Source organism: Paracoccus homiensis (assembly GCF_900111675.1).
GTDB classification, from domain to species: domain Bacteria; phylum Pseudomonadota; class Alphaproteobacteria; order Rhodobacterales; family Rhodobacteraceae; genus Paracoccus; species Paracoccus homiensis.
In genome coordinates this window covers 1-17,918 of the sequence record NZ_FOHO01000001.1, presented here as the reverse complement: position 1 = coordinate 17,918, position 17,918 = coordinate 1, and the positions used below count along the sequence as shown (strand labels likewise).

The 17,918-nt window shown below is 63.0% G+C and carries 19 protein-coding genes, 1 tRNA gene and 1 pseudogene; 11 read left to right on the top strand and 10 right to left on the bottom strand.

Going from position 1 to position 17,918, the window contains the following annotated elements; genetic code table 11:
* Positions 1 to 30 precede the first annotated feature (30 nt).
* The 8 genes from crcB to BMX67_RS00070 all read left to right on the top strand — a co-directional run bounded on the left by crcB (position 31) and on the right by BMX67_RS00070 (position 7,639).
* Entirely contained in the window at positions 31 to 405 is a 375-nt protein-coding gene (gene crcB / locus BMX67_RS00105; protein ID WP_090731526.1) for a fluoride efflux transporter CrcB, read from the top strand.
* A complete protein-coding gene (locus BMX67_RS00100) occupies positions 402 to 1,454 on the top strand; it encodes an RluA family pseudouridine synthase (protein ID WP_090731524.1) in 1,053 nt (350 codons plus the stop codon). The genes crcB and BMX67_RS00100 overlap by 4 nt, the downstream gene beginning before the upstream one ends.
* Positions 1,451 to 2,104 (top strand): HAD-IA family hydrolase, encoded by a 654-nt coding sequence (locus BMX67_RS00095; RefSeq protein WP_090731523.1) that lies wholly within the window; start codon positions 1,451 to 1,453, stop codon positions 2,102 to 2,104. The genes BMX67_RS00100 and BMX67_RS00095 overlap by 4 nt, the downstream gene beginning before the upstream one ends.
* Entirely contained in the window at positions 2,104 to 2,817 is a 714-nt protein-coding gene (locus BMX67_RS00090; protein ID WP_090731521.1) for an ATP12 family chaperone protein, read from the top strand. The genes BMX67_RS00095 and BMX67_RS00090 overlap by 1 nt, the downstream gene beginning before the upstream one ends.
* Before the next feature lie 170 nt (positions 2,818 to 2,987).
* Positions 2,988 to 4,004, top strand: coding sequence for an amino acid ABC transporter substrate-binding protein (locus BMX67_RS00085; RefSeq protein WP_090731520.1), 1,017 nt, complete (start codon positions 2,988 to 2,990; stop codon positions 4,002 to 4,004).
* A gap of 123 nt (positions 4,005 to 4,127) precedes the next feature.
* On the top strand, positions 4,128 to 5,384 hold the full coding sequence (locus BMX67_RS00080; RefSeq protein WP_175479758.1) for an amino acid ABC transporter permease: 1,257 nt from the start codon (positions 4,128 to 4,130) through the stop codon (positions 5,382 to 5,384).
* Position 5,385: 1 nt separating this feature from the next.
* Positions 5,386 to 6,840, top strand: coding sequence for an amino acid ABC transporter permease (locus BMX67_RS00075; RefSeq protein ID WP_090731516.1), 1,455 nt, complete (start codon positions 5,386 to 5,388; stop codon positions 6,838 to 6,840).
* A gap of 10 nt (positions 6,841 to 6,850) precedes the next feature.
* The gene (locus BMX67_RS00070) at positions 6,851 to 7,639 is read left to right on the top strand and encodes an amino acid ABC transporter ATP-binding protein (RefSeq protein ID WP_090731515.1); all 789 of its coding nucleotides are present in this window, start codon (positions 6,851 to 6,853) and stop codon (positions 7,637 to 7,639) included.
* A gap of 83 nt (positions 7,640 to 7,722) precedes the next feature.
* Here the strand turns inward: BMX67_RS00070 and BMX67_RS00065 are convergent, their stop codons facing one another.
* The 9 genes from BMX67_RS00065 to rpmH all read right to left on the bottom strand — a co-directional run bounded on the left by BMX67_RS00065 (position 7,723) and on the right by rpmH (position 14,498).
* Entirely contained in the window at positions 7,723 to 8,241 is a 519-nt protein-coding gene (locus BMX67_RS00065) for a SixA phosphatase family protein (protein WP_090731513.1), read from the bottom strand.
* Between the two features lie 156 nt (positions 8,242 to 8,397).
* Positions 8,398 to 9,297 carry an acetylglutamate kinase gene (argB, locus tag BMX67_RS00060; protein WP_090731512.1) on the bottom strand — a complete coding sequence of 300 codons (900 nt, stop codon included), beginning with the start codon at positions 9,295 to 9,297 and terminating at the stop codon, positions 8,398 to 8,400.
* 62 nt (positions 9,298 to 9,359) lie between these two features.
* The gene (yihA, locus tag BMX67_RS00055; protein ID WP_090731511.1) at positions 9,360 to 10,010 is read right to left on the bottom strand and encodes a ribosome biogenesis GTP-binding protein YihA/YsxC; all 651 of its coding nucleotides are present in this window, start codon (positions 10,008 to 10,010) and stop codon (positions 9,360 to 9,362) included.
* Positions 10,007 to 10,768 (bottom strand): MOSC domain-containing protein, encoded by a 762-nt coding sequence (locus tag BMX67_RS00050; protein WP_090731509.1) that lies wholly within the window; start codon positions 10,766 to 10,768, stop codon positions 10,007 to 10,009. The genes yihA and BMX67_RS00050 overlap by 4 nt, the downstream gene beginning before the upstream one ends.
* Entirely contained in the window at positions 10,765 to 12,636 is a 1,872-nt protein-coding gene (gene yidC / locus BMX67_RS00045) for a membrane protein insertase YidC (RefSeq protein WP_090731508.1), read from the bottom strand. The genes BMX67_RS00050 and yidC overlap by 4 nt, the downstream gene beginning before the upstream one ends.
* Before the next feature lie 139 nt (positions 12,637 to 12,775).
* Positions 12,776 to 13,660 carry a tRNA 2-thiocytidine(32) synthetase TtcA gene (gene ttcA / locus BMX67_RS00040; protein WP_090731506.1) on the bottom strand — a complete coding sequence of 295 codons (885 nt, stop codon included), beginning with the start codon at positions 13,658 to 13,660 and terminating at the stop codon, positions 12,776 to 12,778.
* A complete protein-coding gene (gene yidD, locus BMX67_RS00035; RefSeq protein ID WP_090731505.1) occupies positions 13,650 to 13,916 on the bottom strand; it encodes a membrane protein insertion efficiency factor YidD in 267 nt (88 codons plus the stop codon). Before yidD ends, ttcA begins: the two co-directional genes overlap by 11 nt.
* Positions 13,913 to 14,311: a ribonuclease P protein component gene (rnpA, locus tag BMX67_RS00030; RefSeq protein WP_411958268.1), complete on the bottom strand. Its 399-nt coding sequence runs from the start codon at positions 14,309 to 14,311 to the stop codon at positions 13,913 to 13,915. Before rnpA ends, yidD begins: the two co-directional genes overlap by 4 nt.
* Before the next feature lie 52 nt (positions 14,312 to 14,363).
* Positions 14,364 to 14,498, bottom strand: coding sequence for a 50S ribosomal protein L34 (gene rpmH, locus BMX67_RS00025; protein WP_066013101.1), 135 nt, complete (start codon positions 14,496 to 14,498; stop codon positions 14,364 to 14,366).
* Positions 14,499 to 14,756: 258 nt separating this feature from the next.
* Between rpmH and BMX67_RS00020 the strand changes: the two genes are divergently transcribed.
* Positions 14,757 to 16,178: a sensor histidine kinase gene (locus BMX67_RS00020; protein WP_090731501.1), complete on the top strand. Its 1,422-nt coding sequence runs from the start codon at positions 14,757 to 14,759 to the stop codon at positions 16,176 to 16,178.
* Between the two features lie 71 nt (positions 16,179 to 16,249).
* Positions 16,250 to 16,326: transfer RNA gene (locus BMX67_RS00015), tRNA-Arg, on the top strand.
* A gap of 19 nt (positions 16,327 to 16,345) precedes the next feature.
* Here the strand turns inward: BMX67_RS00015 and BMX67_RS00010 are convergent.
* Positions 16,346 to 17,470, bottom strand: a complete 1,125-nt coding sequence (locus BMX67_RS00010) for a tyrosine-type recombinase/integrase (RefSeq protein WP_175479757.1) — start codon at positions 17,468 to 17,470, stop codon at positions 16,346 to 16,348.
* 171 nt (positions 17,471 to 17,641) lie between these two features.
* Between BMX67_RS00010 and BMX67_RS00005 the strand changes: the two are divergent.
* Positions 17,642 to 17,902, top strand: a pseudogene (locus BMX67_RS00005) (transposase); the annotation flags it as partial.
* Positions 17,903 to 17,918 lie beyond the last annotated feature (16 nt).

Sequence of the window (17,918 nt, the reverse complement as noted above, 5' to 3'; positions counted from 1 at the left end):
TTTGGCCGCGCTTGGTCACAGGAGCAGGCAATGATGAACCCCTTCCTTCAGGTCGCCATCGGCGGCGCATTGGGCGCCACGGCGCGCTATTCCGTCTATCGCGCGATCGCGTGGCACGGGCCGGGCTTTCCGGTCGCGACGGTTGTTGTCAATGTGATCGGCAGCTTTGTCATGGGGCTGCTGGCGACGGCCTTTGCGCATCGCTTTGGCAATCATTATGCGCCCATGCTGCTGACCGGGTTTCTGGGCGGGTTCACGACATTTTCGGCCTTTTCGCTGGATGCGCTGACATTGTGGGAACGGGGGCAGGGGCCGGGTGCGGCAATCTACATCCTGGCCTCGGTTCTGCTGTCGCTTCTGGGTGTCATCGCGGGACTGGCCGCCGGACGAGGAATTTTTGCATGAGTGGCGTTCAGACGATCCGCATCGCGGAAGGCGAGGGCGGGCAGCGGGTTGACCGCTGGTTGAAAAAGAAGTTTCCGCAATTGACACAGGGTGCGGTCGAAAAGATGTGCCGCACCGGGCAACTGCGGGTCGATGGCGGTCGGGTCAAGGCCAACAGCCGTATCGAGGACGGGCAGGAAATCCGCATCCCACCCTTGCCCGATGCCAAGCCGGCCGCGCAGGCGCAGGCACCGACCCCGCGCATCCCCGACAACGATCAGAAGATGATCCAGCAGGCGGTGCTGTGGAAGGACGAACATATCATCGCCCTGAACAAGCCGCCGGGTCTGCCCAGTCAGGGCGGCAGCGGGCAGGGCAATCGCCATGTCGACGGGCTGACGGGCGCGCTGATGTTCGGCTATAAGGACCGGCCCAAGCTGGTGCATCGTCTGGACAAGGACACATCCGGGGTGCTGCTGCTGGCGCGCACCGACCGGATCGCGCGGGCCCTGTCCGAGGCGTTTCGTGACCGCACCACCCGCAAGATCTATTGGGCGGCGGTCGCGGGCGTGCCCACGCCGCGCATGGGCACGATCCGCTACGGTCTGGTCAAGGCGCCCGGGCATGGGCGCGGGGGCGAAGGTGAAAAGATGATGGCCGTCCATCCCCGCGACATCGCCTCGACCGAAGGGGCGAAACGGGCGACCACGGATTATGCCGTGCTGGATGCGCTTGGCACGCGGGTCAGCTGGTGCGCGCTGGTGCCGATCACCGGCCGGACCCATCAGCTGCGCGCGCATATGGCGGAGCTGGGCCACCCGATCGTGGGCGACGGGAAATACGGCGGCTCGGGTCAGGAAAATCTGGGCGATGGCTGGGGCGCGCAGCTGGGCGGCGAGATCAGCCGCAAGCTGCATCTGCATGCGCGCAGCCTGTCCTTTGACCATCCGATCACCAAAAAGCGCGTGACCCTGACGGCGCCCTTGCCCGATCACATGACCCGGACGTGGAAAACGCTGGGATGGCAGGAAAACGACGTGCCCGACGACCCCTTCGCGGAGCAGACATGAAGCTTGTCGTCTTTGACGTCGATGGCACACTGATCGACAGCCAGCACCATATCCACGGCGCGATGACCCAGGCGTTCGAGCATGTCGGGCTTGATCCGCTGCCGCGGGCGCAGGTTCTGGGCATCGTGGGGTTGTCGCTGCCGCTTGCCATTCAGGAACTGATCCCCGAAGCCGAGCCGCCGGTTCAGGCCCGGATTCTGGCCGCCTACAAGGCCGCGTTCATGCAGCGCAGGCTGGTGCAGGATGCGCCGCTTTATCCCGGTGCGCTGGACTGCCTGAACGCGCTGCGCGACCGGGACGACCTGCTGTTGGCCGTGGCGACCGGAAAATCGCGACGCGGGCTGAATGCGATGATCGAGGCGCATGATCTGAGCGGCTGTTTCACGTCGCTGCAATGCGCCGATGATCATCCGTCCAAACCCAGCCCGGAAATGTTGTTGGCGGCGCTTGACGAGGCCGGTGTCGCGATCGGCGATGCGGTGATGGTCGGCGATACCACATTCGACATGCAGATGGCCGTTGCCGCCGATGTCACCGGGATCGGCGTTACCTGGGGCTATCACCCCGAGGCCGCGCTGCGTCATGCGGGTGCCGGGCGGATCGTGGCCGATTTCGACGGGCTGACAAGGACGATCAAGGAGTGGGCCTGATGAGCGAGTGGAAGGCAAAGCGGTTCTGGAAACAGGCCGAGGCGCGGCAGGGCGATGACGGCTGGCAGGTCTATCTGGATGGCCGTCCCGTCCGTACGCCGGGCAAGCACGCCCTGGTCATGCCGACGGACGCGCTGGCGCAGGCGGTGGCGCAGGAATGGGATGCCCAGACCGATGTCATCAATCCCAACACGATGCCACTGACCCGGGCCGCGAACTCGGCCATCGAAAAGGTCGCGCCGCAATTCGATGGCGTCGCGCAGATGCTGGCCGAATATGGCGGCACCGACCTTCTGTCCTATCGCGCCGACGCCCCCGAGGAGCTGGTGCAGCGGCAGGCGGCGGGCTGGGACCCGCTGATCGACTGGGCCGCCGTCGAATTGCGGGCGCCGCTGCGCGTCACCAGCGGGGTGATTCCCGTGGCGCAGGACCCGCAATCCCTGCTGCGCCTGCGTCAGCATATCGATGCGCAGGATATTTGGGGCCTGACGGCGCTGCATGATCTGGTGACGGTTCCGGGGTCGCTGATCCTGGGGTTGGCGGTGGCGCATGGTCGGATCGACGCCGATGAAGCCCATCGCCTGTCTCGCATCGACGAGGATTTTCAGGCCGAACAGTGGGGCCGCGACGATGAGGCCGTGACCGCCGCCGAAAACCGCCGCATCGCGATCGGCAATGCCGCCCGTTTTCACGCCTTGTCGCGCTGCGATTGAATGCGCCTGCCGGTCCGGCCTTTTTCTTGACCTCTAGGGAAGGATCGGCACAATATCGCTTATCGGCCCCGGTCCACGGGGGCGGCAGATGAATAAGAAGCGCCCGCCAAAAGGGCACATCACCACCGGGTCCGCGGATCAGGTCCCGGCGACCCAACAAAGAGGTAAGTATGAAAAAATCGGTTTTTCTGGGCACCGTCGCCGCAGCCACCATGGTGGCCGGGATGGGCATGGCCGACACACTGGCCGATGTGAAAGCCCGGGGCGAATTGAACTGTGGCGTGAACACCGGTCTGGTCGGTTTTGCCGCACCGGATGCAAATGGCAACTGGACCGGCTTTGACGTCGATGTCTGCAAGGCCGTTGCCGCCGCGGTTCTGGGCGATTCCTCGAAGGTGAAATACGTGCCGACCACGGGTCAGACCCGCTTTACCGCGCTCAGCTCGGGCGAGGTGGACGTGCTGGCGCGGAACTCGACCTGGACCTTCTCGCGCGATACCGACCTGAAGCTGGATTTCGTGGGCGTCAACTATTACGACGGTCAGGGCTTCATGGTTCCCAAGGAACTGGGGGTGACCTCGGCCAAGGAACTGGACGGCGCGACGATCTGCATCCAGACCGGCACCACGACCGAACTGAACCTGGCCGATTATTTCAAGGCCAACAATCTCAGCTATTCGCCGGTCAATATCGACAGCAATGCCGAAGGCGAACAGCAATACATGGCCGGCGCCTGCGACGCCTATACGACCGACGCATCGGGTCTTGCCGCCACCCGCGCCGCCTTTGCCGACCCCGAAAACCACGTGATCCTGCCCGAGATCATCTCGAAGGAACCGCTTGGTCCGGCCGTGCGCCATGGCGACAGCAACTGGGGCGATATCGTCCGCTGGACGCTGAACGCGCTGATTGCAGCCGAGGAATACGGCGTCACGTCGAAGAACATCGAAGAGCTGGTGAAATCCTCGCAGAACCCCGAGGTTCAGCGCCTTCTGGGTGTGACCGACGATCTGGGCGCGATGATCGGGCTGGACAAGGAATGGGCCAAGCGCGCCATCCTGGCCAGCGGCAATTATGGCGAAATCTTCGCGGCCAATATCGGTGAACAGACCCCGATCGGTCTGGCCCGCGGCCTGAACGCGCAATGGACGCAGGGCGGCCTGCTTTACGCACCGCCGTTCCGCTGATCCCTATCCGACATCGACAGGGGCGTTCTGCGCCCCTGTTTGCATAAGAACGACAACAACGGGCGCCGGTCCGGCAGAAAAGTGGCACAAAGCCCAACCGACCGGCAGCAGAGGTAGAATGTGATGACGGACGTCTCGGCGCCGGCGACCCCGCCGTTCCGACTGAGTATGCTGGTCTATGACCGGCGCTACAGGTCGATGACCTTTCAGGTGATCGTGTTTGTTCTGGTGATGGCGTTCGGCTGGTGGCTGGTCAACAACACCATCCAGAACCTGCAGGCACTGGGCAAGGATTTCAATTTCGGCTTCCTGTTCCAGCGCGCGGGCTATGACCTGCCGCAGACGCCGATCCCCTATACCTCGGACGACACGCATCTGCGTGCCGCGATCATCGGCCTGATGAACACGGTGATCGTCTCGATCCTGGGGTGCATCGCGGCCACCATCGTCGGGGTCGTGGTCGGCGTTGCGCGTCTGTCGAACAACTGGCTGTTTGCACGGCTGATGACCGTCTATGTCGAGATCTTTCGCAACATCCCGTTGTTGCTGTGGATCCTGATCATCTATGCGCTGTTCACCGAGATCCTGCCCGCCCCCAGCGCCTATCGCGGCGAGGATCCGGCATGGTCCATGGTGCTGTTCGACAATGTCGCGCTGACCAACCGCTATACCTCGATCCCCGCGCTGGGTCTGACCAATGACCCCGGCAGTCTGGAACTGGGCGCGCGGGTTTCGGTCAGCTGGGCGTTGATCGCGTTCATGGTCGTGCTGATCGGCGGCTGGATGGTGCGCACGGCCCTGCACAAACGGGCGCAGCAGATACAGGACGCCACCGGCCAGCGCCCCACGACCTGGTGGCAGACACTGGCGGTGATGACGGTGCCGTCGCTGTTCCTGATCTGGTTCTTCGGGCTGCATCTGCTGCCGCCGGAACTGAAGGGTTTCAACTTTTCGGGCGGGATGAATGTCGATAATTCGTTCGTCGTGCTGTGGCTGGCCCTGACGCTGTATACCGGTGCCTTCATCGCCGAGATCGTCCGCGCGGGCATTCTGGCGGTCAGCAAGGGCCAAAGCGAGGCTGCCTTTGCCCTGGGCCTGCGTCCGCGCCGGACGATGAACCTGGTGATCCTGCCGCAGGCGCTGCGGGTGATCATTCCGCCACTGATCTCGCAATTCCTGAACCTGACCAAGAACAGCTCGCTTGCGATCGCGGTCGGCTACATGGACCTGCGCGGCACGCTTGGCGGCACCACGCTGAACCAGACCGGACGAGAGCTGGAGGCGATGGTGCTGATGATGGCGATCTATCTGGCGCTGAGCCTGATCATCTCGGCCGGGATGAACGTGTTCAATTCCCGCGTCAAACTGAAGGAGCGGTAAGATGAGCGAGATTCACGCCGAAACCGTCGCCTTCGTTCGCGAAACCATGCTGCCCGCCGAGGCCCCCCCCGCACGCGAGGCGGGCGCGGTGAAATGGCTGCGCGAAAACCTGTTCTCGGGTCCGGTCAACACGCTGCTGACCCTTCTGGGGCTGGGGATCATCTGGTTTCTTGTCAGCCATTTCTGGGACTGGTTCGCGCATAGCGTCTGGTCCGCGAACAGCCTGTCGGAATGCCGTCAGATCATCGCCGAGACATGGGGCGAGGGCGCGCGGGGTGCCTGTTTCGCGGTCATTCGCGAACGCTGGAACCAGTATGTCTATGGGTTCTATCCCTCCGATCTGTATTGGCGCCCGACGCTGGTCTTTGGCCTATTGTTCGTGGCGCTGGCACCGGTGCTGTTTTCGGAAAGCCGGTCGCTGCGGCGCCTGATCCTGGGTCTGACCACGGCGGTGACCCTGATCCTGCTGGTCGCGTTGGGAACCCCCGTGCTGTGGCTGATCTTCGCGGCCGCCGTCACCATCGGCGCGAGCGTCATCGCCGAGCGTCATCCCCTGTATCTGCTGATCTTCTCGGCGCTGTATCCCTTGCTGGGCGTATGGCTTTTGTGGGGGGGCAGCATCTGGGGCGTGATCATGGTTCTGGTGGGCTTTGGCCTGGGCTGGGGCGCCTGGCTTGTGGCGGCGCGGGTGTCGCCCATGCTGTCGGCGGTTGCGGCCGCGCTGGTCGCGATGATCTGGTGGATCGGGTTCGCCGGGGCCGCCGCATCCGACGCGCAGAACCTGATCCCGCTGGGAATAACGCCGGTCGATTCCGATCAGTTCGGTGGCTTTCTGCTGTCGATCACCATCGGCGTGGCGGGCATTGCGCTGTCCCTGCCATTGGGGATCGTGCTGGCATTGGCGCGACGTTCGGACATGTTCCTTGTAACCTCGCTGGCGGTGATGTTCATCGAATTCATCCGTGGCGTGCCGCTGATCACGCTGCTGTTCGTGGCCTCGCTGTTGCTGAATTACTTCCTGCCGCCGGGCACCAATTTCGACATCATCCTGCGGGTCATCATCATGGTGACGCTGTTTGCCGCCGCCTATATGGCCGAGGTGATCCGTGGCGGTCTGGCCGCCCTGCCCAAGGGACAATACGAGGCCGCGGACGCGCTGGGGCTGGATTACTGGAAGGCGCAGCGGCTGATCATCCTGCCGCAGGCGCTGAAAATCTCGATCCCGGGCATCGTCTCGACCTTTATCGGGATGTTCAAGGATACGACCCTGGTGACTTTCGTGGGGCTTTATGACCCGTTGAAATCCATGTCCGATGCCGTCCGCGCCAGCACGTCCTGGAAAGGCATCTACTGGGAGCCCTATATCTTCGTGGGCGTCATCTTCTTCCTCATCTGTTTCGGCATGTCGCGCTATTCGATGTATCTCGAGCGTCGCCTTGCCCGTGACCACCGTTAAGGAGCCCGCCATGAGCGAAGCCATCACGCGCAAGATCGACCGCAGCCATATGGAAGTCAGCGATGAGGTCGCCATCGACATCCGCGCCATGAACAAATGGTATGGCACCTTCCATGTGCTGCGTGACATCAACCTGACGGTTCACAAGGGCGAGCGGATCGTGATCGCCGGACCGTCGGGATCGGGAAAATCGACGCTGATCCGCTGCATCAACCGGCTGGAGGAACATCAGTCGGGGCATATCGTCGTCGATAATGTCGAGCTGACCAGCGATATCAAGAATATCGACAAGGTTCGGTCCGAGGTCGGCATGGTGTTCCAGCATTTCAACCTGTTCCCGCATCTGACGGTGCTTGAAAACTGCACGCTGGCGCCGATCTGGGTTCGCAAGGTGCCGAAGAAACAGGCCGAGGCGACGGCCATGCAGTTCCTTGAAAAGGTGAAGATCCCCGAGCAGGCCCACAAATATCCGGGCCAGCTGTCGGGCGGTCAGCAACAGCGCGTGGCGATCGCCCGGTCGCTGTGCATGCAGCCCAAGATCATGTTGTTCGACGAGCCGACCTCGGCGCTTGACCCCGAAATGATCAAGGAAGTTCTGGATACGATGATCGAACTGGCCGAAGAGGGGATGACCATGCTGTGCGTGACCCATGAGATGGGCTTTGCGCAGGCCGTGGCAAACCGGGTGATCTTCATGGATCAGGGGCAGATCGTCGAGCAGAACAACCCGCATGACTTTTTCAACAACCCGCAGTCGGAGCGGACGAAGCTGTTCCTGAGCCAGATCCTGGGTCACTAGACCCGCGATTGCGTCCCGCGACGGCCGGGGGGCTTCACGCCCCCCGGACCCCCCGGTCACTTTTCCTGAAAGCGAAGCGGCCCTTAGCCGCGGCCGTCGAAGCGGACGAAATCCATCACGCTGCCAAGACCGGGGGCAACATCGCCCCAGTTCTCGATCTGAAAATCGACGACCAGCGTGGCACAGGTCGGGTAGCGGCGAAATTCCGCATGGGTCGGCAGGCGCGCGGGCAGCATGGCGGCGAATTCCGCGATGCCCGGATTATGGCCCACCATCATGACCGTCGGCTGCGATGCGCTGCGCAGGATCGTCAGCATCTTTTCCGCGCTGGCGTGGTAAAGGCCCGGCTCATAACGGACCAGCGGGCGCACCTCCAGCGGGGCGGCGGCGATCACCTCCCATGTTTCGCGGGTGCGGCGCGAGGTCGAGCAAAGGACCTCTTCGGGTTCATATCCCCGGCTGGCCATGAAATCGCCCAATTCGCGTGCGGAACGGCGACCGCGATCGTTCAGCGGGCGATCGTGATCGTCCAGCCTTGGGTCGTCCCATGCAGATTTGGCATGCCGCGTCAGGATCAGGCGTCGATGTCCAAGAGGGGTCATATGTTGGATGCCTCACTTCTCTGGCCGAATATGAATGCAGCCTGCCACAGCATTTGTTTGTTCGGCAAGCAGACTGCGCATGGGATTGCCGAAAAAACGCAGTCCCGCCGCGGGCTTGCCGTGGCGGGACATCATGGGCAGGCGAAAAGTTCGCGTTTACAGGCTGGTATCGCCCTGGCGAAGGCCATGCGGCTTCACCCGTGGCTCGGTCGTGCGGATCAGGCTGCCTGCGCCATGTTCGGTGAACAGTTCAAGCAGGCAGGCATTGGGCACGCGGCCGTCCAGGATGACCACGGCACGAACACCTTCGTCGATGGCCTTCAGCGCGGTTTCGGTCTTTGGGATCATGCCGCCATTGATGCGGCCATCCGCGATCATTTCGCGCACCGTGTCGGGATGCAGCTGGGTCACCACCTCGCCGGTCTGGTCCTTGACGCCGGCGACATCGGTCAGCAGCAGCAGACGGTCGGCCTGAAGCGCGCCTGCGATGGCCCCGGCGGCGGTATCGCCATTGACGTTGAAGGTTTCGTTGTCGGCCATGCCGGTCGCGACGGGGGCGCAGACCGGGATCATGCCGGCGGTGTACAGGTCGCGGATGATCTGGATGTTCATTTCCACGGGGCGGCCGACGAAGCCCAGTTCCGGATCATCGGCCTCGCAGACCATCATGTCGTCGTCCTTGCCGCTGATCCCGACAGCGCGGCCGCCGGCATCGTTGATCGCCTGAACGATACGCTTGTTCACAAGGCCGGACAGCACCATCTCGACGACTTCGACGGTTTCCTTGGTGGTGACGCGCTTGCCACGGACGAAATTGCTTTCGATGCCCAGCTTGCCCAGCAGTTCATTGATCATCGGGCCGCCGCCATGGCAGACGACCGGGTTCATGCCGACCTGTTTCATCAACACGATGTCGCGGGCGAATTCGGCCATCGCCTCATCGTCGCCCATCGCGTTGCCGCCGAATTTCACGACGACGACGGCGCCGGAATAGCGTTGCAGATAGGGCAGCGCCTCGGAGAGGGTGCGAGCGGTGGCGATCCAGTCCCGATTCATGTTCTGCTTTCTCATTGATAGGGCCCCTATGCGACGCGGGGACCCTAGAACGAGGGGCGGTCTCAGTCCAGACCGGCGATGATGGCGCGCAGGGTGGGAATGCCCAGACCCTTTTCAGACGAGGTGACGACCAGTTGCGGATAGGCGGCAGGGTGTTTCTGCAATTCATCCTCGACTTGCGCCAGCACCGGTTTGAGCGCGTTCGGGCCCAGCTTGTCGGCCTTGGTCAGCACGACCTGAAAGGGCACGGCGGATTTGTCCAGCAGGGTCATGATCTCGTGGTCGACGGGTTTGATGCCGTGACGCGCGTCGATCAGGCAGAAGGCGCGGCGCAGGGTCGGGCGGCCCGCCAGATAGGATTTCAGCAGCGCCTGCCATTTCGCGACCACGGCGACCGGGGCCTTGGCAAAGCCATAGCCGGGCAGGTCGACCAGAAATTTCTGCTGATCCAGCGTGAAATAGTTGATCTCTTGCGTGCGGCCGGGCGTGTTCGAGGCGCGGGCGATGCCCTTGCGCCCGGTCAGGGCGTTGATCAGGCTGGATTTGCCGACATTCGAACGCCCGGCAAAGCACACTTCGGGGCGATCGGCGGGGGGCAGGCCGTCCATCGCGACGACGCCCTTCACGAAATCGACCGGACCCGCGAACAGCAGGCGGGCGGCCTCGGCCTGATCGGCCTCGGGTTCAGGGGCGGTGGGGAAAGAGACTTTCATATGCGGACCTCGTCGCCGATGCGGATGGTGCCGCCTGTCACGACCTCGGCGAAAATGCCGAAATCATGGTGGCCATACAGGTTTTCCAGCGTGGCGACCATGTCGATATCGACCTTGCCGGTTTCGGTATCGACGCCTGTGGCCGCGCAGCGTCCGACGTGATCGGTGATGCGCAGTTCGACCTCGCCCAGTTGGATCACCTGGCCGATCAGGTCGCGTTCGGCAAAGGCCTTGCCCCCGTCAAGCCACAGATTGCCGCGCCAGCGGTCGATGCCGAATGTCTGGCCGGTGCGCTCTTCCAGTGCCGCAAGGCTGGACAGCGACAGGATCGAGATCCAGGGCCATTTCTGATCGGTCCAGATCCCTGCGCCGCGCACAAGGCGGGTGGGGGCGGGCGCTTCTGCGGGCCACAGGGGGCGCAGCCATTCGACCAGGCGGTCGCCATCCGTTTCGGGGTTCAGCGTCAGATCGGGTTGGGTCGGGTGGCGCAGCGACAGCAGCTCCCCCTGCCATCCCCCCGAGATCGCCTGAAGTTCGGGCCCTGAAACGCCGCGAAGAAAACAGGATTTGGGCAGCCAGCGATCCGGCTGCCCATCGGTTTCACTGGCCTGCGCGTTGCGCTCGCCTGCCTCGGTCAGGACCGCCCATTCGCGATCTCCGGGCAGGCGTCGCGCGGCCTGCAAGGCCACGCTGTCCAGCCCTTCGCCGCCAATCGACTTGATCGGATGGCGACGGATATGGGCCAGACGGGCGGTCATTTGCCTTTGCCTTTCGCCTCGCCCTTGCCGGTTCCGTTCCCGCGTGGACGGTTCGGCAAAGACGCCTTGATGTTGCCGAACAGGTCGGGGCGGTGTCCGTGCATCGACATGATGGTGTACTGCTGAATGATCGTGATCACGTTGTTGGTGATCCAGTACAGCACCAGACCCGATGCAAATCCACCCAGCATGAACATGAAGATCCACGGCATCCACGCAAAGATCATCTTCTGCGCGGGGTCGGTGGGCGTCGGGTTCAGACGCTGTTGCATCCACATGCTGATGCCCAGGGCAATCGCCAGCGCGGGCAGCGACAGCGAGTGCAGCAGCGTGCCTTGGGCGGGCGGCGCAAAGGGCAGCAGGCCGAAGATGTTCAGCAGGCTGGAGGGATCGGGCGCCGACAGGTCGCGGATCCAGCCGATCCAGGGCGCGTGGCGCAGTTCGATCGTGACGAAGATCACCTTGTAGAGCGAGAAGAAGATCGGAATCTGCAGCAGCACCGGAAGGCAGCCCGCAGCGGGGTTGACCTTCTGGGTCTTGTACAGCTCCATCACTTCCTTCTGGTACTTCATCCGGTCGTCGCCGGTGCGTTCCTTGATCGCCTCCATCTCGGGCTGCAATTCCTTCATCTTCGCCATCGAGATGTAGGATTTGCGCGCCAGCGGGAAGACCAGCAGTTTCAGGATGAAGGTCAGGCCGATGATCGCCCAGCCCATGTTGCCGATCATGCCATGCAGCCAATGCAGCAGGCGGAAGATCGGCTTGGTCAGGAAGTAGAACCAGCCCCAGTCGATCGAGTCGACGAAACGCTGGATGCCCGGCGTTTCCTCATAGCCCTTGATGACTTCCCAGACCTTGGCCCCCGCGAACAGGTAGCCCTGCGAGGTGAATTCGGCACCCGGCTGCACGGTCTGCATCGGATAGCGGGCCTCGGTCTGATAGATATCGGCATTCTCGGCATATTTGGTGACGGCGGTGAAAGCCTGACCGGGGGCCGGGGCCAGCGTCGTCATCCAGTATTTGTCGGTAAAGCCGATCCAGCCGTTCTCGGCGACCTCGACGACATCGGCACGGCCTTCGCGGGCGACCGGGTCCAGATCGGCCATATCGCCGTAATCCATCTCGATCAGTTCGCCGTCATGCATGCCGACGGTGCCTTCATGCAGCACGAAATAGTTCTGCGTGTCGGGGCGGCCGTGGCGGGCGATGATGCCATAGGGCGCGGCGCTGAATGCGGCGTCGCCGTTGTTCTGGACGCTTTGGCTGACCGTGAACAGGTAATTGTCGTCCAGCTCGAACGTGCGGCGGAAGACCTGGCCCGCGCCATTGTCCCAGACCAGCGTGACGGGGTTGCCGGGCGACAGCGTATCGCCGGATTCCACGCTCCAGATCGTGGCGGGGGTCGGGACGGCGGCGGGATCGGTGCCTGCGCCCGGTGTCCAGCCATAGACCGCGTAATAGGGCTTGTAGCCGGCCGTATCGATGCCGGGCTCGGCCGTGGCCGAGGACGGTGCCAGCAGGCGCACATCGGGCGAGGACGGGTCCTGCGTTTCCTGATAGCGGCTCAGCAGCAGGTCATCGACACGGCCACCGGCCAGCGAGATCGACCCCTGCAGCGCGGGCGAAGAGATCTGCACCCGGCCCGCCTTGGAAACCGGCGTGGCCTGTTCCTGGGAACCCAGATCGGCCGTTGTCCCGGTCGCGGGCTGTGCGGGGGCCACTGCGCCTTGATCGGCGCCTTGTTCGGTCACTGCCTGCGGTGCCTGCTGGTTCACCGGCGGTTCGGGCGCGAACACCGTGTACCAGACGAGGATCACCAGAAACGACAGAACCGTCGCCAGGATCAGGTTGCGGTTGTTGTCTTGCATTCCATGTCCACCGTGATCGCGTCAGTCGAGGCGGTTCAACAGAAGGGGCCATGAAAGGTCAAGCGGATTTGGCAAAAAGGGCCGCTTTCGCGCCCCGATTTTCCAAGGAAATGCGGCAATCTGCCGGGCGTGCGCCGGTCTAGTCGCCGGGCATCAGGCGGGGAATGTCGCTGCTTTCGGTTTCGTCGGACGGGGTGCCGGGAAACAGGCTCGCGAAATCGAACAGCTTGGGGTCCAGCAGATGCGAGGGGCGCACATTCATCAGCGATCGGAACATGACCTGACGGCGACCCGGGGTCCGCGCCTCCCATTCATCCAGAAGGCGTTTCACCTGCACCCGTTGCAGGCCTTCCTGGCTGCCGCACAGGTCGCAGGGAATGATCGGATAGTTCATGGCACGGGAAAACCGCTCGCAATCAGCTTCGGCGACATAGGCCAGCGGGCGCAGGACGGTCAGATCCCCTTCTTCGTTCGACAGCTTGGGCGGCATTGTTGCCAGACGCCCGCCGTGGAACAGGTTCATGAAAAATGTTTCCAGAATGTCGTCGCGATGATGGCCCAGCACCACCGCCGAACAGCCTTCCTCGCGCGCGATGCGGTACAGGTTGCCCCTGCGCAGCCGCGAACACAGGGCGCAATAGGTCCGACCTTCGGGCACCTTGTCTTTCACGATGGAATAGGTGTCCTGATATTCGATGCGGTGTTCGACCCCGCGCTGTGACAGGAACTCTGGCAGCACCGTGGCGGGAAAGCCCGGCTGCCCCTGATCCAGGTTGCAGGCCAGCAGATCGACCGGCAGCAGGCCGCGCCATTTCAACTCGTGCAGGATGGCCAGCAGGGCATAGCTGTCCTTGCCGCCCGACAGGCAGACCAGCCAGCGATCGCCCGGACGGACCATGCCGTAATCCTCGATCGCGGCGCGGGTTTCGCGGACCAGACGCTTGCGCAGCTTGCGAAACTCGGTCGTGCTCGGCGCGCCCGCGAAAAGCGGGTGGATCTCGGATTCGTCGGTGTCATCCAGCATCGGACTGCCTTTCGGGTTTCGCATCGGCAGAGTCGCTGCCGGGAACAGGATCAAAGCCCTGGCCGCCCCAGGGGTGACAGCGCAGGATGCGACGCAGCGCAAGCCAGCCGCCCTTGAAGGCGCCATGCCGTTCCAGCGCCTCCAGCGCATAGGCTGAGCAGGTCGGCTGAAATCGACAGCCATGCCCCACCCAGGGCGAGGCAACCAGCCGATAGGCGCGGACGGGCAGGGACAGGACGCGGGCCAGGGGGCTCATCCATGCACCTTGCGCAGGGCATAGGACAGGTCGCGGCACATATCGGCAAAATCGCGGGTGGCCGTGGCGCCGGGGCGGCCGATCAGCACGTAATCCCACCCGGCCTGCGCCAGATCGGGCAGAATTTCACGCGCGATCGCCCGCAAGCGCCGCTTGGCGCGGTTGCGGGCCACGGCGTTGCCGATCTTCTTGGAGCAGGTATAGCCGATCCGCGCCGGGCCATCATCGCCACGCCGACGCGCCTGCAGCAGGAAACCCGCCGTCCCCTGCCGCCGGGCCTTGGCCGCAGACAGGAAATCGGCACGCTGGGTCAGCGTGGCCGGCATGGGCGCGGACATGCGAAATGCCGCCGTGCCGACATCCCTTGGCTGGTCTTCAGCGTCAGGATGGGGCAGTGGCGGCATGTCGAAAGCCTTGGTCGTTGACGGGCAAGCCCGTCAGACAGGATCAGGCCGACAGGCTCTTGCGGCCCTTGGCGCGACGGGCGTTCAGCACGCGACGGCCGCCTTTGGTGGCCATGCGGGCACGAAAGCCGTGACGGCGCGCACGAACGAGGTTCGAGGGTTGGAAAGTGCGCTTCATGGTCAGGTCTCCGGAATCGGTGCTTGCGGGGCGCGCCAACAATCGGGCATGGACAATAGGTCGCAGGCCCGAACGCCAAAGCGCCGGTTGTTCGAAGCCCGCTGGATAGTGCAAGGTGGGCGGCGCGTCAACAGTCGCGTGACATCAAAAGCGGGTGCATCTTGAACGGAACCCGACAATGATCACATTCGTTTGATGTGTAAACCCGCGCCCACGGGCAGAAAAGGCGGGAATCGTTGAAGATTGATCCGGGACGACATGAGACTGAACACCATTTCCGGCCGATTCGCCGCCCTGACGATCATCTTCGTCTTGCTGGCCGAGCTGTTCATTCTGTTGCCCGCCCTGTCCAGTTTCCGCCTGGACTATCTCGAATCACGGCTGGAGCGAGCGCAGATCGCCAGCCTGGCCCTGCTGGCCACGGACGAGACCCTGGCTAGCGATCTGGAATCAGAGCTGTTGCAGAATGCGGGCGTGTTCAACGTCGTGCTGCGGCGTGACGATGTCAGGCAATTGGTGCTGGCCTCGCCGATTCCCGGTCCGATCGCCGCGACCTACGATCTGCGACAGAACGGCGTCGCGCAGGCCATTGATGATGCGCTTGTCACGTTGTTCGATGCAAGAAACGAGGTGATCCGCGTGATCGGCGCCCCGGTCAATCAGGCGGGGCAGCTGATCGAGATCACGATGCCGACCCAGCCCTTGCGCGAGGCGATGCTGGATTACGGGTTGCGGCTGCTTCTGTTGTCTGCCGCCTTCTCGGTCCTGACGGCGATCCTGCTGAACCTGGCGGCACAACGGCTGATTCTGGTTCCGATCCGCCGGGTGATCACGAATCTGTCCACCTATGCCTCTGCCCCCGATGACGCACGCCACATCATTCGCCCCGATGCCCGCCTGGTCGAGCTGCGAGAGGCCGAAACCGCGCTGGAATCGATGCAGAAGACGGTGACCTCATCCTTGAAGCAGAAGGAAAGGATGGCGCAGCTGGGGCAGGCGGTCGCCAAGATCAGCCACGATCTGCGCAATATCCTGACCACTGCCCAGATCTTTGCCGATCGGTTGGAATTCAGCGCCGATCCCAAGGTGACCCGCGCGGCGCCCAAGCTGGTGAATTCGATTACCCGCGCGGTGACCCTGTGCGAAACCACGCTGGCCTTCGGCAAGGCGGAAGAGCCCGCCCCATCCCTGAATCGCTTCGGTCTTGCCGGCCTCGTGCAGGAGGTGGTCGAGGCCGAGTCGCTGGCAGGCGAGGCTGCCGGGCAGGTCGAGTTTCTGACCGACATCCCGGCCGCGCTGATGATCCGCGCCGACCGCGATCAGTTGTATCGCGTGCTGTCGAATCTGTCGCGCAACGCCCGTCAGGCCATCGAAGGTACTGGCCAGCCCGGCACGATCGAGATCGGCGCGGGGGAAAGTGACACTGGCTGGTGGATCCGTGTCGGTGATACCGGCCCCGGCCTGCCCGCAAAGGCCCGCGACTTCCTGTTTCAGCCTTTTACCAGCAGTACCCGCAAGGGTGGCACGGGCCTTGGCCTGACCATCGCCGCCGATCTGATCCGCGGACATGGCGGCCAATTGCAGCTGACCCGCAGTGACGAAGAGGGCAGCGAGTTCATGATCCACCTTCCGCGCGCCACCCTGGACGAGGCCGCGCGCGGGGAAATGACAGCTTTGTAAATTTTCTTCCGATTTTTTGCGTTTCCCCCCTTGCGGCCCCTGATCGCTAACTGTAGATCACCGCTCAAGACGGACCCGTAGCTCAGCTGGATAGAGCACCAGACTACGAATCTGGGGGTCGGGCGTTCGAATCGCTCCGGGTCCGCCATTCATCTTATTGATCTCCTTTAAGTTTTTGCTTCGGTTGATCGACCCCTTGGGGGCCGGTTTGCAAATTGCGTTGCCGGGCTGTTCTCAAAGGCCAGAATCGCCGCCTTCGATAGGGCAGGGGTCATGGCCATGTACTTCTCGAGAATGCGCGTTGCCGATTGGAGGGTGTGGCCGGTGACAGCGCAAATCTGCGGGATGCCATTCTCAGCTTCCGACAGCAGCCTGACAGCGGTCCCGCGCAGATCGTTGAAGCGCAGATGCTCGGCCTTCTTCGCCTTGGGCAGTTCCGCGTATCCATCGGGGCGCAGGCCGCAGGCGACCATGTGAGTCGACCATTGCTTGCCAAGTTCCTTGTCGTTGCCTTCGGTGAACCACGGACGCCCATCGGGACGAGCCAAGATATATGGGCCACGCCGATCAATGCCGTCCAGCATTCGCCGTAGCGCCTGCGAAACGTGAATTGTGGCGCGGGCTTTGGTCTTGTTCTGGCGCAGGATGATCATGTCGCCCTGATAGTCGGCCCAGCGAAGCCGGATCAGATCGCCGTAACGCTGGCCAGTGTGCAGGGCGAGGATAAGCGCCTGTTGCAGTTCGAGCGGTGCGGTCTGCATGAAGGTCGTTATGTCGCCAGCGGTCCAGATCATCTCCGAACGGTCGGCGGAATAGATTCGTTCGAAACCTTGCAGCGGGTTTTCCCTGATCCGGCCTTTGCGCGCGGCATAGGTAAATACAGCTGACAAAACCGACAGCCGGTTGTCAGCCTCTCGGGGTCGGTCGCGACCAATCTCTTCCTGATAATCGAGAAAGACGCCCCGGACTTTCGGGCTTTCCAGAGCCTTGACCGGCAACGTGCCGAACTTTTCACCCAGCGGCATCAGCATTCGCTTGTATTCCCGCTTCGTGCTAGCGGCCTTGGCCTCAAATGTGAGGCTCAAGAGATAGTCTCGGATCAGGGCGTTTACGTTACCAACGTCCTTCGGCTGGATCTTCTCCGCCTCGATCAAGGCGGCAAGAAAGCCTGGATCGCCGGGTTGGCCGGGCAGAGGGGTGCCGGTGTCGCGATGATAGTAGTAGGTCTTGACGGTGCCATCAGCCAGTCGCTTGCGAATGGTGTTTTCGCCCTTGATCTTAGCTTTAACCACGTTGCAACCTCGCCCATGCATCTAGCGCTGCGTCGGCCTGATCCTGCTTTTCCTGAACCGTCAGGACCCGAATGCCGCCCTCGTTCTTGGCCAATTGCCATGGTAATCTCCCCCGATCTTAAGGGGATGCGGAAGTAGAATTTTCTCGGCAGGATGAACGAGGAGATTCCGATGAAGAAGACACGATTCACCGAGGCCCGGATCATGGGCGTGCTGCGGCAGATGGAGGGCGGTGTGCCCGCCGCCGAGCTGTGCCGCGAGCACGGGATGAGCAGCGCCACGCTGTACAAGTGGCGGGCGAAGTATGGCGGCATGGACGCCAGCCTCATCAGCGAGATGAAGGCGATGGCCGAGGAGAACCGGCGGCTGAAGCGCATGTACGCCGACGTCAGCATGCAGAACGACCTGCTGAAGGAGGCGCTCGGAAAAAAATGATCCGGCCAGCTCA

Coding starts and splice junctions, on each gene's coding strand:
- yidC (WP_090731508.1), bottom strand. CDS start 12,636: ATGCAAGACAACAACCGCAACCTGATCCTGGCGACGGTTCTGTCGTTT.
- BMX67_RS00095 (WP_090731523.1), top strand. CDS start 1,451: ATGAAGCTTGTCGTCTTTGACGTCGATGGCACACTGATCGACAGCCAG.
- argB (WP_090731512.1), bottom strand. CDS start 9,297: ATGAATCGGGACTGGATCGCCACCGCTCGCACCCTCTCCGAGGCGCTG.
- BMX67_RS00070 (WP_090731515.1), top strand. CDS start 6,851: ATGAGCGAAGCCATCACGCGCAAGATCGACCGCAGCCATATGGAAGTC.
- BMX67_RS00020 (WP_090731501.1), top strand. CDS start 14,757: ATGAGACTGAACACCATTTCCGGCCGATTCGCCGCCCTGACGATCATC.
- BMX67_RS00090 (WP_090731521.1), top strand. CDS start 2,104: ATGAGCGAGTGGAAGGCAAAGCGGTTCTGGAAACAGGCCGAGGCGCGG.
- BMX67_RS00065 (WP_090731513.1), bottom strand. CDS start 8,241: ATGACCCCTCTTGGACATCGACGCCTGATCCTGACGCGGCATGCCAAA.
- yihA (WP_090731511.1), bottom strand. CDS start 10,010: ATGAAAGTCTCTTTCCCCACCGCCCCTGAACCCGAGGCCGATCAGGCC.
- ttcA (WP_090731506.1), bottom strand. CDS start 13,660: ATGCTGGATGACACCGACGAATCCGAGATCCACCCGCTTTTCGCGGGC.
- BMX67_RS00050 (WP_090731509.1), bottom strand. CDS start 10,768: ATGACCGCCCGTCTGGCCCATATCCGTCGCCATCCGATCAAGTCGATT.
- crcB (WP_090731526.1), top strand. CDS start 31: ATGATGAACCCCTTCCTTCAGGTCGCCATCGGCGGCGCATTGGGCGCC.
- BMX67_RS00085 (WP_090731520.1), top strand. CDS start 2,988: ATGAAAAAATCGGTTTTTCTGGGCACCGTCGCCGCAGCCACCATGGTG.
- yidD (WP_090731505.1), bottom strand. CDS start 13,916: ATGAGCCCCCTGGCCCGCGTCCTGTCCCTGCCCGTCCGCGCCTATCGG.
- rpmH (WP_066013101.1), bottom strand. CDS start 14,498: ATGAAGCGCACTTTCCAACCCTCGAACCTCGTTCGTGCGCGCCGTCAC.
- BMX67_RS00080 (WP_175479758.1), top strand. CDS start 4,128: ATGACGGACGTCTCGGCGCCGGCGACCCCGCCGTTCCGACTGAGTATG.
- BMX67_RS00075 (WP_090731516.1), top strand. CDS start 5,386: ATGAGCGAGATTCACGCCGAAACCGTCGCCTTCGTTCGCGAAACCATG.
- BMX67_RS00100 (WP_090731524.1), top strand. CDS start 402: ATGAGTGGCGTTCAGACGATCCGCATCGCGGAAGGCGAGGGCGGGCAG.